The sequence below is a fragment of the Paenibacillus sp. FSL P4-0176 genome (assembly GCF_037975265.1).
Classification (GTDB): domain Bacteria; phylum Bacillota; class Bacilli; order Paenibacillales; family Paenibacillaceae; genus Paenibacillus; species Paenibacillus amylolyticus.
Genome location: NZ_CP150242.1, coordinates 4,685,604 through 4,702,427, shown reverse-complemented (window position 1 = coordinate 4,702,427; position 16,824 = coordinate 4,685,604). Strand labels below are relative to the sequence as shown.

General features: G+C 44.7%; 13 protein-coding genes. All 13 read left to right on the top strand.

Annotated features, from left to right (window positions below):
• The first annotated feature begins 33 nt into the window (after positions 1-33).
• The 13 genes from MKY95_RS21805 (at position 34) to MKY95_RS21745 (ending at position 16,806) form a co-directional block, all read left to right on the top strand.
• On the top strand, positions 34-1,065 hold the full coding sequence (locus tag MKY95_RS21805; RefSeq protein ID WP_339194383.1) for a glycosyltransferase: 1,032 nt from the start codon (positions 34-36) through the stop codon (positions 1,063-1,065).
• Positions 1,049-1,687, top strand: a complete 639-nt coding sequence (locus MKY95_RS21800) for a hypothetical protein (protein ID WP_036607811.1) — start codon at positions 1,049-1,051, stop codon at positions 1,685-1,687. The genes MKY95_RS21805 and MKY95_RS21800 overlap by 17 nt, the downstream gene beginning before the upstream one ends.
• A gap of 190 nt (positions 1,688-1,877) precedes the next feature.
• Complete coding sequence (locus MKY95_RS21795) at positions 1,878-2,699, top strand: hypothetical protein (RefSeq protein ID WP_036607809.1); 822 nt, start codon at positions 1,878-1,880, stop codon at positions 2,697-2,699.
• A gap of 128 nt (positions 2,700-2,827) precedes the next feature.
• Positions 2,828-3,307 carry a hypothetical protein gene (locus tag MKY95_RS21790; RefSeq protein ID WP_036607808.1) on the top strand — a complete coding sequence of 160 codons (480 nt, stop codon included), beginning with the start codon at positions 2,828-2,830 and terminating at the stop codon, positions 3,305-3,307.
• 20 nt (positions 3,308-3,327) lie between these two features.
• Positions 3,328-3,660 (top strand): hypothetical protein, encoded by a 333-nt coding sequence (locus tag MKY95_RS21785; protein ID WP_235200726.1) that lies wholly within the window; start codon positions 3,328-3,330, stop codon positions 3,658-3,660.
• 67 nt (positions 3,661-3,727) lie between these two features.
• Positions 3,728-7,561 (top strand): hypothetical protein, encoded by a 3,834-nt coding sequence (locus MKY95_RS21780; protein WP_339194376.1) that lies wholly within the window; start codon positions 3,728-3,730, stop codon positions 7,559-7,561.
• A 23-nt stretch (positions 7,562-7,584) separates the two neighbouring features.
• The gene (locus MKY95_RS21775) at positions 7,585-8,235 is read left to right on the top strand and encodes an S-layer homology domain-containing protein (RefSeq protein ID WP_036607803.1); all 651 of its coding nucleotides are present in this window, start codon (positions 7,585-7,587) and stop codon (positions 8,233-8,235) included.
• Between the two features lie 100 nt (positions 8,236-8,335).
• Positions 8,336-9,688: a hypothetical protein gene (locus MKY95_RS21770; protein ID WP_155985032.1), complete on the top strand. Its 1,353-nt coding sequence runs from the start codon at positions 8,336-8,338 to the stop codon at positions 9,686-9,688.
• Between the two features lie 15 nt (positions 9,689-9,703).
• A complete protein-coding gene (locus MKY95_RS21765; RefSeq protein ID WP_036607801.1) occupies positions 9,704-12,844 on the top strand; it encodes a M23 family metallopeptidase in 3,141 nt (1,046 codons plus the stop codon).
• Positions 12,844-13,260: a hypothetical protein gene (locus MKY95_RS21760; RefSeq protein ID WP_036607798.1), complete on the top strand. Its 417-nt coding sequence runs from the start codon at positions 12,844-12,846 to the stop codon at positions 13,258-13,260. Before MKY95_RS21765 ends, MKY95_RS21760 begins: the two co-directional genes overlap by 1 nt.
• An 18-nt stretch (positions 13,261-13,278) precedes the next feature.
• Complete coding sequence (locus tag MKY95_RS21755) at positions 13,279-13,689, top strand: hypothetical protein (RefSeq protein ID WP_036607796.1); 411 nt, start codon at positions 13,279-13,281, stop codon at positions 13,687-13,689.
• An 11-nt stretch (positions 13,690-13,700) separates the two neighbouring features.
• Positions 13,701-15,656, top strand: coding sequence for a hypothetical protein (locus MKY95_RS21750; RefSeq protein ID WP_036607793.1), 1,956 nt, complete (start codon positions 13,701-13,703; stop codon positions 15,654-15,656).
• A gap of 13 nt (positions 15,657-15,669) precedes the next feature.
• Positions 15,670-16,806: a hypothetical protein gene (locus tag MKY95_RS21745; RefSeq protein ID WP_036607790.1), complete on the top strand. Its 1,137-nt coding sequence runs from the start codon at positions 15,670-15,672 to the stop codon at positions 16,804-16,806.
• Positions 16,807-16,824 lie beyond the last annotated feature (18 nt).

The window sequence follows — 16,824 nt, the reverse complement described above, 5'->3', positions numbered from 1 at the left end:
CAACGAGAAAATCCGGTTTTTGAAAGTATAGAAATGACCATTGTTTACCCGCCTGCACTTGACTGGAACCTCTTGTTCCAACGTCCGCAGCAATTGATGACCGCCTTCTCTAATATTCCAGGTATACGGGCTATATTTATCAATGAAGAAACGTACAGAAAGCAGACCCGCCCGATTGAAAAGTTAAATGAGAATCTGTTCCTTGTGCAAAAAGGTGTGAACTACGATCACCTGGTGAAAGGAAAGAAGGTACTCTGGTTCTCGAATCCAGGTCAGTACAATTATTCGGATGGACGGAAGTTTGATTTTACCGTATTTGATTACCTTGATAATTCGGCTGATGAGTTTGCTGTGTGGAAATCCTACATCCCGAAATGTTTTGACCGTGCAGATCTTATTGCGACGACTGCGAAGGTGATGTACGAGGCACATAAACATGACGGCAAACCAATCTTTATGTGCCCTAACGGGGCAGATTACCAACATTTTGAGAAAGCGCGGACAATTCTGCCCAAACCGGCCGACTTACCCGATGTTCATGATGGGCAAAAGATTGTGGGTTTCCACGGTGCAATGGCATCGTGGGTGGATTATTCGCTGATTACCGCTATTGCAGATAAAGGTTATCGTGTTGTTTTGATTGGAAACAATGCCCTCTATCAAAAAAATATTGTGCATCCCAATGTGACTTGTCTTCCGCACAAAGATTATAAAGTGCTTCCCGCCTACATTGCTCAATTCGATGTTTGTATCGTGCCATTTAAGTTGACAGAGATGATCCGTGGCTGCGATCCGATCAAGTATTATGAATATTTGTCTGCGGGCAAACCTGTGTTGACAACGCGTATGGAGGAAATTGTTCATAAGTACAGCGATGTAACTTACTTTATGAATCAGCATAATTGTGGATTGATGTTGGAGAAAGCGATTCGTGAGAATAGTGCTTCCAAAATTGCGGCAAGAGTAAGGGTGGCTAAGTCTAATAGTTGGGATGGCAGGGCAATGGATGCCGTGAAGATGATTAATCAGGTCATAGGAGGTATGAAAAATGAAAAAGATATTTAAACGAATGTTTGGTAGCCAATCGACTACACCGACAATTGAGCTTGAAGAAATAGAGATTGACGCGACGGAGTTCAATGTTACGACATACACCCCAAACACGGATACAACGATTGTATATCTGCCTGCGATCGATTTCCATAGTGAACGATTCGGGCGTCGACCACAACGGCTGTTAAAAGCACTCGCGGAAGTAGGCTACAATGTAATATATATCAACTCCAGTGATGAGTTCTATCAGGTTGATGCCTTGGAGTATCCATATCCGGAGCTTCCAAACTTTGTCGTAGCCCGTGTGGGCCAGAATGTCCGTACGCTGTTTCAGGGTGATCGCGTGATCTACTGGGTGAACGATAGCCGGCTGGCAAGTTCTGTCGAGACAGCATATCCTGATCTAGTCGTATTTGATTCGTTGACTGATCCGGATCAGTACGAGAAGCACAAACACAAGATGGAAGCTGTTGCTGACGTTGTCTTCATTACACCCGAGAGAATCTATGAGCATGGCAAATATTGCTCGCATGTTCATCTGGTTACTGCCGATGAATTTGAGATCAAGGAACGTGCAGAACAGGTAGCGCAAATTATAGATGCTTTGCCAAACAGAATGGCCCCTCTAATGTAGGGGTCTTTTCTTTGATCATTATCGTTAGGGATTGAAGATAGCGTTCTACACTATAAAAAGCAGAGACGGCGAACAGCCAGACGGGTTAAACGAAATGGATCTCCCGATCATCAAGTCCTTTAACCTGATCCCGGCTTAAGCAAGTCTCCGTAGCTAAAAATACATACTATCCTAAGGAGTGGACTGTTCAATGGCTAAAAAAATGATTATCAAAGGTGTAGGTACGTTTATGGCTAAACGCCTTCCAAAAGATCCGATGGGCGAAATTGAGGTAGTTACCCTGGGCACCCTGCAAGATCTGAAAATTGACCTTAACGTGGAGCTTGAGGACATCTTTGGTGGTGACGGTCTGTTCGCCATTGATGTACTGGTGAAGTCGAAATCGATCGAAGTATCGGCAACAGATGCTAAATTCGATCTGGATGCGATCCAGCTGATGATGGGTTCAACGGTACAAGAGCAAGTGAAGTCTTATGTATGGGTGCTGAATGAGCAGTCTACAGTGGCTGCAGGCGTTTCCAATTCTGGATTTGCGGAAGCCAAACCGAAGCATGCGAGTGAAATCTATGGAAGCAACGGTGGCATCACGGTTCGTCTCAAAGATTCCAACACGTTGTTGAAACAACTCACTTCGAAAGGAACGGCCGTGGAACCCAATGCGTTCTTCTACGACGAAGCAAATGGTGTAGTCATCCTGAATGCGGTCCATATCGGTAAAGAGATTGTGTTGAATTACAAGCGAGATCAAATTGTAGACATGGTTGATCTGTTGGTTGACGAAGTACCATTCCCGATCTCTGTCATTCATCACGGTACGTTCCAGCAAAAAGATGGTTCGTATGCAGGTGTTGAAACCGAGCTGTACATGTGCCGTGCAAAAGGTACATTCAGCATCAATGCCCAGCGCGCTGCCGCTTCTGCTTCTGCAATCTCCTTGCAGATTCTTGATCCTGAACGTGCTGACGGAAAAATCGGAAGTATCAAACGCTTCAGCGCACCAAGCAAGATCTAATATCTAAATAAGGTTGATTGCTCCTGGCAAGGTATCAAACGGCATCTGTGTCCTCCCCTTCACAGAGCCTTGCCTTGCCAGGTTTTTTATTATATGGGGGAGAATGTCCTGGGGAGGTCTTTAAATTCATGGAAACAGAACAAGAAAAATCCGAGCGTGAGCTTGCGGAAAAGCTGAATGAGGAAGCGGCGAAACGAATCAAAGATGATCCGGAAAACAAACGGGTGACTCCGGAGGAAGTGGAAGCTGCTGAGCGTGCATTCTTTGAAGATGATGAGATTATTACGCTGCGGGATCGACGGAAATATCGTATTCCGCCATGTAACCTGAAGGATGCCCGCCGTCTGATGAAGTTGCTAAAAACGGTGAATATCGATGCCATTATTCTTAACTTCATTCCGACTGAGAATGATGAACTGGATGAAAAGCGGCAGCAGGATTTATTTGATGTATTGGCAATGGCATTCAAAAACTATCCACATATCGTGACCAAAGATGAGCATGGTGAGTATATCATCAATCGAGAGTATCTGGATGAGTACCTTGATCTGAACACAGCTCGCAAAGTCATTGATATGCTCATTGGACTCAATGGTTTAAAAAAGTAGAACGCACCGAGGGGGAGTCTTTGGAGGGAACCGAAATCCGTGATACGGAAACACAGGAACCTGTTCACTGGGGAGAAATCTTCTTCACCCTCCATAAACACTGTGGGCTGAACAAGTGGGAGATTTGGGAGTACACACTCCCTCAGGTTGCGGAGCTGTGCAAGTCAGCCGAGAAATATATTCAATTTGAGGTTGAGCTTATGACAGCACCTCTTCGCATGTTCGGTGGCGGTGGGGGCGAGGAAGTCGAAGAAGATGGGACCGTCAGACGTAAAAGAACCTTCAATGACGAGGATTACGCAGAGATATCAGAAGATGATATCGGTATGCTTGCACAAGCGCTCGGAGGATAAGAGAGAGATATCCCGTTTTGCCTAAATGAAGGTAGAACGGGATTTATGCATAAAGGCGGTGATTCTTTTGACTGAAACAGAAGGACAAGGAGATAAACATTCCTTAACACAAGAAATATTAACGGATAAGGATCAATTAACTGGACAAAACGCAGTACTGAAAGAGAGTTCCCCTTCAGGCGTTAGCACACTGATTAGACGAGTGGAGACAATCAGAAGTGATATGCAGTCGCAAATGATTGAAACACTGACGACCGATTTGGAGCACTTTTATCGTGGAGCGTTCAGTGAAATGAAGGATGTATCTGCAGCTGGCTCACAGGGGTTGATAGACTCCGTGATGAATACGATGAAATATATTTCAGCAGGTGAAACCAAGGGGTATTCAACAACATTACTTAAGAAATCCCTTGACTCGTCGCAGCAGATGGATCAACAGATAAGCCGGGCCGACCAAAATTTGGAGCTTAGATCGTCTGGGACTACAAATGGCAGTGGGCAATTCACACAAACCGGAACGGTCAAAAATCTGCAACGAATTGCACTGAAACATGGTATGGATCAGGAAGATGTAGGTCTTGCCTATCGTATTGGTTCTCGTAATTATGATCATTCATCTGAAGCTGTCGCGTTTGCTGAAGAAGTAGCCAAGCTGCATTCAGTGGGCAATATGGATGTAGAACAGACGGCAACAGGTCTGGAAGCTGTTACTCCGGCATGGGGAAGCAGTAGCTTTGATCTGTCCCAAGTCACAGACATGATGATCAGAGCTTCAACGATGTTGGATGTTGGCATTCAGGACTTGATGGATATGATGCGTCAGACCCTTCCAATGGCTGGTAACCCTGATGGAACGCTTGCACAAGAGGATGCATTAGCCAACTGGATTAGCAAGGCTGGATTGTTGGTTCAGTCAAAAGGAGATCATCCTCAGCAGGGCTTTGCATCGAATCGAGTTAGATTCGATCTTCTTGCTGAACAATTGAAGGCTACGGATGCAAACGCGTCGGTCCATCAGCGCACTGGAAGCAGAGACAACCTTCAATTCCGACAACGAGAGATCGAAATCGCATTTCAGATTGCAACACATGAGGCGATGCAAGGGTTGAAAGAGGAATTTGCCGAGCTGGGCGATTATCTTATCGCAGTCATGCGGTTAATTGGAGATCGTACGGGTGGCATTGTTGATCATATGGAAGTGCTTAACCGAATTATGGATGAAGTCGGAGTTCAGGTTGCGTGGGATAAGTTCGGTGAAGTGATGAATGAAGGCGATCAGAAGCGATACAGTGCTACAAATGCGGATCCAGGGAAAGTCGAAAATACGGGGAGCGATGTTCCCGAGCCACTTCGAGTCACGGATGTGCAACGTGCTGGTGTAGCGCAAGAAATGGGCAGACAGCAGAGTCGTCTGCAGACGCTGGAACATCGCAGAACAGAAATTCAAAGTAGGGCCGCCTCCAAGCAAGATGATGTACTTCAGGCACGGACTAACCGAGATCATCAACATAAAATGTACAATCAGGCTATACAAAATGGGGATACAGCGGCTTCTCCCATTCATGCAGAAAAACGTGACGAAGCTGAGAAGCGAGTCAAAACGTATAGTCGAGAACTTCTTCTGTTGCGAGAAGAAATGCATTCACTCGATATTCAGATTGCAAAGACGAAGCGAAGTCTTGAGTTTCTTGGGCGAGAGCTGGATGACACGAGTAGAGCAATGATGCAACTTGAACACCAAGCTAGAGTTTTGATGATGGCGATGGATGACATGGACCTGGATGCAGTTGAACTACGAAACAAGTTGTATTTCCTTAATGCTGAGTTTACATACGGTTCAACCGATGTTCAGCGCTACGAATCCGAGATCCAGAAGCTGCGTAAACAGTCAACTCTATTGAATGACGCTCTCTCCACATTGAGAACCGAAGTCAATGAGTTAAATGCTTCTTTTAGACAAGGCATGATCGATGCTACAGCATACATATCCAAACTGAAGGAACTTGAACAGGTTCAGCTCGCGAGTATGATGAGTGGTCCAGGAGGATTATTAGTTACTCAAGGTGCAGGAAGCGTTGGATCCCCTGGATCCCCTGTTAAGGATGACAAGGAAGAACCCAAGAACAAAACCTTTGTAGCTCGTCATGAAGACCTGATCAAAGATGTCATGAAAGACGCGATAATGGATGAATTCAATCCGGGGGGCGACTCGAAAAAAGGGAATAAAAACACACCCAAAAGAGGCCTTCTTTCCAGATTTAAGGATATGAAAGATACAGGCAATCGCAAAGCATTTTTTGATAGCAATGCCCCGATCCGTAATAAAGATGGAAATATTCTTCGAGATAGACAAGGCAACTCGATTACTCAGCGTGACATCAATGCGGAGCAAGCTGCCCGTGGGATTAAAACACCCGGAAAATTTTCGAAATTAGTCAAATCCGGCGGGAGATTATTGAGGCCTTTAAAAGCTGTACCAGCACTTGGGTTAGCGATGACCGCTATGGATGTCGTCTCTGGTCTTGTCGATCCATTAAACAACATGGGTAAGTCAGAAGCGGAGAAGCAGAGTATTCGCGCAACCAATAAAGAAGAGTTGGCCAAAGATTTCAAGGATATGGAGCAGTCATCTTTTGTAGGGAAAGTGTGGAAAGGGTTAAACCTGGGGATGGATGCCGCTGTGTCTGGCACAATGAGTTCAATATTCGGAAAAAGTGCTACCAATAACAAGTTCGGGGATTACTGGAAGGGATTTAAGGCGGTTTGGAGTGAAGATGGCGGAGATGCAGTTGAGAAGAAACTGGGCAAGGAATACAACTACAAGCAGGAGAAAAAAGAAGCCCAGATTCAAATGGATAAAGAGTCTGGAAAACCGCCTGGGGACAACAAGCAACAACAACAACCGCAGATACAATACATTCAACCTCAAATGCAGTATATTCCTGCTGCGGGCGGAATAGGAACTATTGCTAACGGTTATAGGCCTCAGCCGCAAAGCAATGGTATTGATGAAATGATCGCCAAGATTAATCGGCAGCTTAACAAATCGACAAGTGATAACGAAACCAATTACCAAGTCACTCGATCCCGTCTGTTGATTAGTGGTGTTCGCGAAGATTCTGGTCAGATGCGTGCGCTAATGGAGAAATATTTGCAAGAGAATATCAAGTTCTTCGATAAGGCCATTGCAAATTTACAGAAGACGTACGACAAGATGGCTGAAGGTAAGGATAAAGATGAGCTGGGCCTGGAGATCAATGAGAAGAAACAGCAGAAGGCACAATCAGAGCTTGAACTGAATGGTGTTAAAAACAGCCAGATTGATGAGCTTAGACGCAAGATGAATGATCAGTTTGAGTTGACGCAGTTGGATTATGATAAACGAATGTATGATCTCCTTGCGGCTAATGGGGGTAAGGAAGATGCACCAGAATTAATTGCATTGAACAAATCCCGTGCATCTGAAATGAACTCACAAATAAGTTCGATCAAGCAAGATTGGAAGAATCTGTTGAATAGTGGTGTGTTTAAACCGGGCTCGGATGAATATATGCAGATTTTTAAACAAATCCAATCATTGGGTGTAGAACAGTCCAAAAATTTGTATGAAATTAGCAAAAAAATGGATAAACCGATATCTTCATTCAACATTCCAGCAGGTCTTAAGGTCATGGATTACTTTGACTACATGACGACGAACAATACACATAAAAGTGTGATGGTTGGCTCGGGGGATGTTACGGTTCATGTGAACATCGATAATATGACAGGCAGCACAAAAGATGTGGAGAGACTTACATCTACGTTGGACAAGACACTACGGCAGAACAGTCCTGGTATTGCAAACCGAATGGCCAGCAATGTAGGTGCAAGAATGGGAAGCAATCATATCCCCAGATAAAATAGGTAAGGAGGAAATCTGATATGACTCAGCAAGATCCGTTTGGCTTAGTTAATGACCGGTATAAAAGAAAGCTGTATGTAGATACAGGCATGAAGTTTGAGCCAGTGAACGGAAGAATTATTGATCCGTACTCTTCACCTTCGCCCAATCCACAAGTGAGGGAAATTAAAATGATTAATGCTCCCTCACATTTTCATCAGATGGGCGTGTCTTCGTACAAGGCCATCATTAACATCTTGTTTAAAGATAAACAATCCTATCACGACTACGCCATGTACGTAGGCTGGACACACAAATTTTATGATGAGAAGGGCAATATTTATGTTGGTGTAGTAGAGTCCATCAAAGTTGACCCTATTTTCTACCATCAGGATACGATGGATAAAGATCAGAAGGGGTACAAGGTCGAATTGACCATGACCCTGATCAAAAAAGATGGTTATGACCGTAAGAGTGCCATACAGTTTCAGGATTTACAGACGACAGAAGGGAAGGACCACTGGGCAAGAGATTCCATTGAACGCTTGGCTGATTTGGGACTGACGGTTGTAACACAATTGGATGGCACACCCATTCTATATTTCAGACCGGAAAACTTCATAACCAGAGCAGAGTTTGTTACTTTCCTGATGCGTACTAAGCGTTTGCTGGAACGAACAATTCGAGAGTAGGGTGACCTACTCTCTTTTCTGTCTATTCTAAAGATAGGAGGTGTTTATCATACGAAAATGGGTTGATGTAAACGAAGGGGACTGGTTCTATAACGATGTTATGGAAGCCACGAATATGGTTTTGGAAGATGGTGAAGTCTTTGTGGCCGGAATCAACTATAACAAGTTTGAGGAAGGCAAGCCTTTTGTATATGAAGAAATCAAAGGGAAAGCGGGGCAAACCTCATTTAGTCTGCCTGTGCTGATTAAACCAACAGATGACAATCCACTGTATGTGTTTATTGATGGTGTTCAAACGATCTACCAAACGGCTGAAACCAATAGTAAGGGATTAACTGATGTGGAGTTGTATACGGGTGTAAAAGCAGGACAGGTGGTGTCCTTCTGTAGTTATGGTGAACCGTTGCTGGACAGTGCTTGGAAAAGGCCGCCCGTCTCCTGGACTGGAGATCTGCCCAGAGCTGAACTTAGTGCAGCGACGACCTATTTCTACGATCCATTCAGTCGTAATCATCAGGAATATTTGTATGCAGCAGGCCAACCGCTTCGCAGACTCAGTATTCCTTCCGAGGTATGGGGTGATACCAAGGGGGATGCCGCGGCGGTAACCAAAATTGCAACAAAGGCTATTGGTTACCGAACGGATGTATATTGTGTCAGCCCGGGGGGATCGGTGTTTCTTCCTTTTAATCTGAACGGTGTCACTTGCAAGTTCAATTATTGGACGAAGAATAACAAATTCAAGAGTGAAGATATCAAAGCGACAACCCTCAAACCAGCATACAACAATTGTTTCTTTCCTAATGCCATTATACAACGGGGAGAAGCCTTTCATCTGATTAATAAGTTACGCAAGGTGTTCTATGCCAGATTTACGGACATGGAAGCACCAACGACGGAGATTAATCAGCCTATTACGGCATTTCAAGGTCAACGGGTTTTTAGACTTAACGGCAATTATCCAGCAGGTAAAAAGAAACTTAAAGTTACAGTGAAATTTAAAGACGAAAAAAAAGATAAAGACCAAGAAACACCGACTTATTCGGAAATTGACAACCACACGGTTGTTTTTAATCAACCTTTCTCAGAAGGCGACGAAGTGACATTCTATTATCTCAAAGATGTGAGCGAAAGGTTCGCAGACGTCGGCAAAGATTCGGCCATTTATTATCGGGACAAAGAGGAGCGAGTTGTACAGAACAAGGATGCCTTCTGGAAAATAGCCGTCTCAGAAATGGAAGACGAAACATTTGCGAACAATGATCCACTAATTGCTGGCATTCCGATCAATAACAAGCTGGATGGTGCAGCGATAGTAACAGATATGGGGAGACCTACAAATGGCACAGAGCAGGCAGAGGTATGGTTCCTTGGGAATTCCGCTATGACCCGGGCTGAAGCCGTAGCTTTCCTGGACCGATTCATGAAATGGACCATCGAGCGATTCAAGTAAGGGGGAGATTACAATATGATTCCAATTTCGGATGAGGTTATGAATGTGCTATCCCAGCGTCTGAAGCTGGGTGAAGGAGCGCTTCCCAATATCCGGGTCGAAGTAGATCGGCTGGCATTTATCCCGGGACGGACAGAAGAGTTCAGGCATATCGTAACCGAGCAGGTACCCATCATCAGTACAGAATCCGTTTGGGTGGATGAGTCGAGTAATGGTATATATAACGGTTCGACTCAAGCGAATGCTCAGGAGATTTTTTTTCCGGTTAAGGGTAAAACGATTGATAGTATTACAGTTACAGATAATTTTGGCTCTCCTCGTGATAAAGGTACAAGAATTCATAAAGGTATTGATTTGTTTGATGAGATTGGAACGCCGATTTTGGCTGCATGGGCTGGAAAGGTTGTTCGAATATCCTATAGTAAAACAAAGGGTGCTGGTAATGCCGTAAATATAAGACATGCAAACGGTGTAATCACTAAGTATTTCCATTTAAAAGAGATACTCTGTTCGGTGGATGATGAAGTAGCTCAAGGGGCTGTCATTGGAACACTAGGCAATACGGGTGGCGTATATACCGGTGGTCATAAGGTGTCTGCGGCTGAACGTGCGGTGGGCAAGGGACGACATCTACATTTTGAAATTTGGGAAGGAGTCAATCCAACAACGAGAACTGGAGAAGGTGGTAAGGCAGTTAATCCTCAATTGTATTTCAAGGGACAGCGCAAGTTGCACGGAAATGCGAAAACAACATTTACTGATATAAAGCCGGTTCAGGTCGAAGGATATCCTGGAGAGATCAAACTGAATGAGAAGTTCGACAAGCGAAACTGGCATGAGAAAAACGTTTATACAATCGGATTGAAATTTTTGGATTATGCCAAGATTGAATCGGGCTGGACTATGTTTGATTCAGGAGGCAAGTTGCTATACACCTTTGAAGGCAAAGCTGCCGTAGCTGAATTTGAGATTAACGTTACGAAACTGAGTATGCCTACGCAAGGGCTGCTTAGTATTGGAATGGGGACTAATTTTAGTGAAGTGGAAGGGGATTCTTTCGCTGTGGTGATTGATGGTAAAACGTATGCCTTTGTCAATAAGTTTAACGGGGCATATGATCTGACCAAACTCACGGAATTGAATAATATTGTGATCCCTGCAAAAGCCAAGAGTATCAAGATTAAGGTGACCTATGGGGGCAAACAAAACCCCACTGTCCCAACCGGGTCTGTTCCTGCTTCGAGTAAGAAGTATAAAAAATTCGCCATTGATTATATTCGCATACAAGAGTTGTTACCTGCTCCGTTGAAGAATCAAAAGAGTGAAGAAGGGCTCGATCCGTCTAAAGGATATTATCAAACGAACAGCTACGGAGATTTTATCAATAATAGAAGGACAGAGACGGATGTTATTCAGGTCGGGTCTTTTGTCTATATGGACACGCAGGTTCTTCCCAATATCATTAGTGCCGAAATCGATGATCAGTTTGATTCTGAAGCCAGGGAAGCACGGCTGACCATCTCCAATCCGAGAGGATTCTTCTCCCCGGATTATAATCCTGCTCATTTTCCTGAGCTTGGGGGTGTGCCGTCTCCATGGTCTTATTTCGCAAACGGATTCCATATCGGGGTGCTGAGTGAAAATACACCGATACGCATATATATGGGATATGGTCAGCACATGATGCGGGTATTTACTGGACTGATTGACAAGGTGGACATCAATGGCGAAGGCTCCACGCTGGAGATTACGGCCCGAGATATGTACAAGCGCATTATCGAGAAAGTCATTTCCGAGAAAAAAGCTTATCCAGAAGTAGATGAGATTGATAATGTGCCAGATCCGGTGCCGCCTGCAGCAGTTGGCACGGACCGGACATCATCCATAATTCAGGCCGCACAGGCCCAAGCTGAAGCGTATGGTGTACCTGATCATAAGTTTTTGCTTGCGATATGCAGGCACGAGACCGTTCTCGGAACACAAGGTAAGGGTAAAGATGAGAACGGTAGCTTTATTCTTGGATATGGCTGTCCTAGTAAAAGCGAGTGCAATCCCCTTTACAAGGGAATTCAGGAGCAAATGAAGCGCGGAGCAGAACGGATGTCCAAAGCACTAGCTTCCAGAGGTAAAAAAGTGACTTCAAAAGCCGATGTACTTTATTTCCACAATGGTGGAGACATTGCTCCCATGACCTGGAGTCAAGATCGGGAGAATTGGGTGGACAAGGTATGGACCTATTATCAGGAGATGCTCGCAGATCCGGCAAGCTGGACCATTACAGCAACCTCCACCCCGGCAGTTACACCAACACCAGCTCAGCCTGTAGAATTTGAAAAGCCGGCTTGGGTCAAATCAACGGTTGTACTAGATCTGGTTAAACATGCGGGTATGGTGGGTTGGCGGGCAACCAGTGAGGATCGCTCTTATCCTGACTACGTGATTGACGAGACCTATCTGATTGAAGTGAATCAAAAGACGGGCAGGGTCATTGTCCCCGTACCGGGTCAGGAAGGTGAGTTTGAAGTCAAGGACGCAAGCACTGTGCTGACACCGAACGGATGGCTTAATCCATTTATTGAGGAGTATGGCAGGACGTTTGAGCAATGGTCTGCCAAAGTTACGGAAGCTGTTCAGGAGGTGATCTCGGAGATTCCCTATCGAAGCTATTGTGACCGTTATGGTACGTACCGACTGGAGCGCCTGAATTATGACAAACCGGTCGTGGCAGAGTTTTCCGAGAATGACAATCTGATCTCCATTACCAAATCCACGGATTGGTCCAGAGGAAGAAGCCACATTGTTGTTATCGACTCGAATGATAGTCAGAGCAGTTTCGTGGACAAGGAGATTCTGCTCGAACTCAAAGGAGAAATCCGAACCATGGTGCTGGCCGTTCCTTGGGCGAAGACGGTTGAAGCCAAGAGACAGGTGGCAGAACGAGCTTTTTTTGATATGAAACGGATGTGCCGTACGCTACAGGTGTCCATTCCTGCGAATCCTGCGCTTGATCTGCTCGACAACGTTATTGTGACGGATAAAACGACCACCACACGAGCTGTATATACGATTAAAAGTATTAAAACCAGTTATTCGGTTGACCGTGGCATGTTACAGGTCATTGATATGATGTGGGCAAGAAAGGGAGTGATGGTGTAATGGCCGGCATTGTGAATGAAAATATTGTATTTCCCGTGCTGGATCTAATCCACCGGGAGCTTCGCAAATATAGCAGTATCTCCAATTCGAATGTTTCTCCCCTTGAAGGTGAACCTTCCGTTACATTATATCGGGAGCACATGCAGGACCCGGACAGGGTGACTGGAGCAGACCTCTTGTATGAATCGGCATGGAAGGTTTCGATCTGGATGAAGTTTGGCTCAGAGGATGAGGAAGACTTTCCTTCCGGAGTGGGCTATTCCCACCCGGATTATGATTATTACAAGTATTTCAGACTAACGCAGGTGACGGCCCGTACATATGATCCGAGTGGAGAGTCGATGTTCACTTACAATATTGGTCTAAATTATGATGACGAAGGACGCTTAACTGGAACGAGCGTAAGTCGTATATAACATGTAGGAGGTGGTTCCATGGCATTTAATGTATCTTACATCGCGGGTGGCGTCATCGACAAAGTGCGCGAGCTGCCGTACCCACACTTCAGTAAAAAGACGATCCCGTTCATTCGGGGACAGATGTTGGACATTCCGGCGGCCAAGACCACCAAGTCTGATACGTTCACCTTGGCGTATGACACAGAGTTTCTGAGCATTGCATTTGCTGCGAGCCACTACTGTGTCGGCGATTACTGGGAGCTGATGATCGGGACTGAAAAGGTGTGCCGCACCATTTATGCGAAGGAACTTCCCGAGTCGGTTTCTATGGGGAACAGTTTCGGAATTGTCTACCCGATTCCGGCGGGGACGACCATTAAGTTTGACTTCTACAACGCGGTGGCTGAAGCCAAGTCGGTCTGGTACAACATCAAATTTTTGAGATAAGGAGGGTGACGATGGCACTGCAAAAACCGCAGACGAACTTTGCCGCTTATATTGACGGAGAGTCGGAAGCACAAAAACTAATCAACACGCTGGCCGATGAAATCGTAGGTGCTGATATTCCCAAAGTAGAGGGCGGGATTGACGCCAATCGCTGGGAGAAGGTATACGAATCTAGCGGAGCTGAGTGGGTGACCTACAGTAAAAGTTATCACAAAGGTATTGTTGGCATGTACACCCATTCGGATGGAAATCAGTATGAAGTATACAAAATTCCGGATTGGACTGAAGCCAAAAATTACACAGGAGAATCTGCCTTAGATGCGGATGGGTGTTTATGGGAAGTAAGACAAACCTATTTTGACGAATCAGCTGAAGGTATGACTCAACCTGGCACAGCAAACATCGGAAAAACTTACGGCAATTATAAGACAGGACGTAAAATTCAGGTTGTACAATTCAATTACAAAGATGCTCAGACAAATGAAACAATATATGTTGATGTTCCTGGTTGTTTGGTAACTGTTGTTGTAGATAATTCAGTTCCTGATGGGTACAGAGCATATCTGGTACGACAGGTGATTGGAAACCTGGATGGCACAACAAAACCAACAAAGGAATGGAATCAGTTTGAGATTGTCACAGAGATGCCTACAGATTGGGCATATGCAATCAAGCTAGTGTCTAAAGGCAAGTACCAATACAACTTAACCAGAAGAGTTAACGACTATCAATATAATCCTTACTGGGCTTGGGGTAATATTGTGGATTATTCCTATGAACCTGTAAAGCAACTTTACAAGTTCGATGAACTGTTCTATACAGCTGATGTATTGAACAATGTAACTGCTCAGACCGTAGTGAAAGCAACTCCTACAGTTCCCACAGGGATTCAGGTTCGAGATTATTATGTCATGTTTGAACAGCCAGCCCATGACTGGAATTACATTAACATCTACTATGGAGAAGGTTTCGAGGGGAAAGTTGCTCAAGGAAGCCAGCGCGAAACGTATGATGGGATCTGTGATCCTGCAACCATAACGATTGGGAAGGCACCTACAGTCATTGACCAATTGAAGGCACATTATATGTATTTGACATGGAATGATTCATCAGCCATTAAACCTTTCATCCCACCGTCCACGAAGTGGAAGCTCGATTATGACGGCAAGACAGAGATCGTAAGCCCTGCAGCTCGGTTTTTCCACGGACGACATTCTACAACGTCATGGTTGCCTAACAAAAAACGCAGACCGGATTACCTGGTAGCTTACACTTTATCGGTAAACAATGATCGAGTAGTTCTTGTTCTGGAAGGTGATCCTTCACCGAATATTCACAGCTATTACCGCAGTTTTGGATACATAGGCAAGATCGTTCCGTTCAATGATTACGACCATGGAGGCAACTTTGGTGTCACTGTAGGTATGGGTGATCTGCGAACAGATATGACAGGTTATACGAAAAATGATATTCTCACGGATCTTAATCCGGATACCTATGCCGAATACGGTGAGTACACTTCAAATGGTATGGACTCCATGTCCATGTTGAAGACACGCAGTAATGTCTTGTTCCAGCGGTATTACCCGGCATTTATTTCGCATCTTCCGAACTATCCTTCTGTGGGTAAACTTCCCCCGGGCCTCTCGAAATTGATTGTAGATACGGATGGGTTCCAGAAGTCCCTATGGACAGGAAAGTATCACGCGAGCCCAATCTACCTTGTGCATCAGGCAGAAGGATACCGAGGTTATATGGACGGTGTAGTTGCGATATACGACCATAATTTGGTCAATCGCGATGAATTGATCGTAGACACAGAAATTCTGAAAGATCCTTCCAAACCTGCATTGGGTACATGGACAGAGGTTTACAAGTTTTTCAGTATCAAGAGTCCGTTGAATCTATTCAAGCATTCCCCATCACCAGATGTAATTACGATTGCATTTTTGAAAGAGATAAAATAAGGAGGATTACATAATGGCAAATTTTAAATATGTAGAAACAATCACTACTTCACAGGACGTGTTGACAAAACTGAAAGAGGAAGTTACAGGGTTTAAGAGTTTCCCATTTGAATCCACTGCAGGCGAGTCTCAGGAACAAAATCTGTGGGAAGTATTTTACGAAGAAAAGGACAGTAGTGACCGTATTCAGGAACTTATTCTTCGCGGGATCATGACCATTGGAACACAAGCAACACCGATTACTAAACATTTCTATGTAAGTTTCATTAATCATGCTCTGGTACCACGCGTCGTTGCACCAGTTCCAGCCTATGAGGAGCATAGTACGTTGACTGTTCAGCTGCTTGAAGGATTGGAAGGCAGCGAACCAACTACACTACCAGTTACCACTCGCCCTACATTCAAGCTAACAGGACATCCGGTACTCTACCAATGGGCACTGGAAAACTATACACCAACGGATCGGAATAAAGAAAAACCTGTATACATGTATGTAAATGTCATGAACAATCGCTTGGCGATGGTTCTCGTCGCTGACCCAGCAGTAAACTTCCTTGATTACAAAAAATCCTTCCTGTACGCAGGTGCATTGAAACCGTTCAAATACAACCTGAATGACGTAGACGGAAACGTAATGCTGACAGCTGGAGCAGTAATCGAAGAACCAGATATCTCTCAGATTGCAACAACAGGAACGTATTACTACGGTCAATATACTTCTGCAGGTAACAACACACTTCAGATGTTGAAAACCAAATCAGGTATTGAATTCCAGCAGCACTATCCTTCCTTTATCACACAAGCTCCACCGAAAGGTAAAGCTTATCAAGATCCGGAATTGGGGGATACGGGGTTGGAACTGGAGCCTCAAGGCTTCCAGGCGTCCAAATGGACATCCAAATATCACTTGTCTCCGATCTACGTGGTTCACCCTTACGAGGGCTACCGCGGTCAATTCGATAACTGCATCGCGGTTACGAAGCATAATATCCTTCACCTGGATGAGTTAATTATTGATGTGGAAGGCAAGTCCTGGGACCAAGAAGTGTATCGTTACTTCGATACCGATACAGCGCAGAATTTCATGAATCTGTCTGCCAACCAACGTATGGGTGTGGCTATTCTGAAGGAAGTCCGTTATACGGCGTAAGTTAAACTGAATCAAAGC

What these genes read in the sequence shown, in the direction of transcription:
- MKY95_RS21805 (WP_339194383.1), top strand. Translation starts at nt 34, where the DNA reads ATGACCATTGTTTACCCGCCTGCACTTGACTGGAACCTCTTGTTCCAA.
- MKY95_RS21800 (WP_036607811.1), top strand. Translation starts at nt 1,049, where the DNA reads ATGAAAAAGATATTTAAACGAATGTTTGGTAGCCAATCGACTACACCG.
- MKY95_RS21795 (WP_036607809.1), top strand. Translation starts at nt 1,878, where the DNA reads ATGGCTAAAAAAATGATTATCAAAGGTGTAGGTACGTTTATGGCTAAA.
- MKY95_RS21790 (WP_036607808.1), top strand. Translation starts at nt 2,828, where the DNA reads ATGGAAACAGAACAAGAAAAATCCGAGCGTGAGCTTGCGGAAAAGCTG.
- MKY95_RS21775 (WP_036607803.1), top strand. Translation starts at nt 7,585, where the DNA reads ATGACTCAGCAAGATCCGTTTGGCTTAGTTAATGACCGGTATAAAAGA.
- MKY95_RS21770 (WP_155985032.1), top strand. Translation starts at nt 8,336, where the DNA reads ATGGAAGCCACGAATATGGTTTTGGAAGATGGTGAAGTCTTTGTGGCC.
- MKY95_RS21765 (WP_036607801.1), top strand. Translation starts at nt 9,704, where the DNA reads ATGATTCCAATTTCGGATGAGGTTATGAATGTGCTATCCCAGCGTCTG.
- MKY95_RS21760 (WP_036607798.1), top strand. Translation starts at nt 12,844, where the DNA reads ATGGCCGGCATTGTGAATGAAAATATTGTATTTCCCGTGCTGGATCTA.
- MKY95_RS21755 (WP_036607796.1), top strand. Translation starts at nt 13,279, where the DNA reads ATGGCATTTAATGTATCTTACATCGCGGGTGGCGTCATCGACAAAGTG.
- MKY95_RS21750 (WP_036607793.1), top strand. Translation starts at nt 13,701, where the DNA reads ATGGCACTGCAAAAACCGCAGACGAACTTTGCCGCTTATATTGACGGA.
- MKY95_RS21745 (WP_036607790.1), top strand. Translation starts at nt 15,670, where the DNA reads ATGGCAAATTTTAAATATGTAGAAACAATCACTACTTCACAGGACGTG.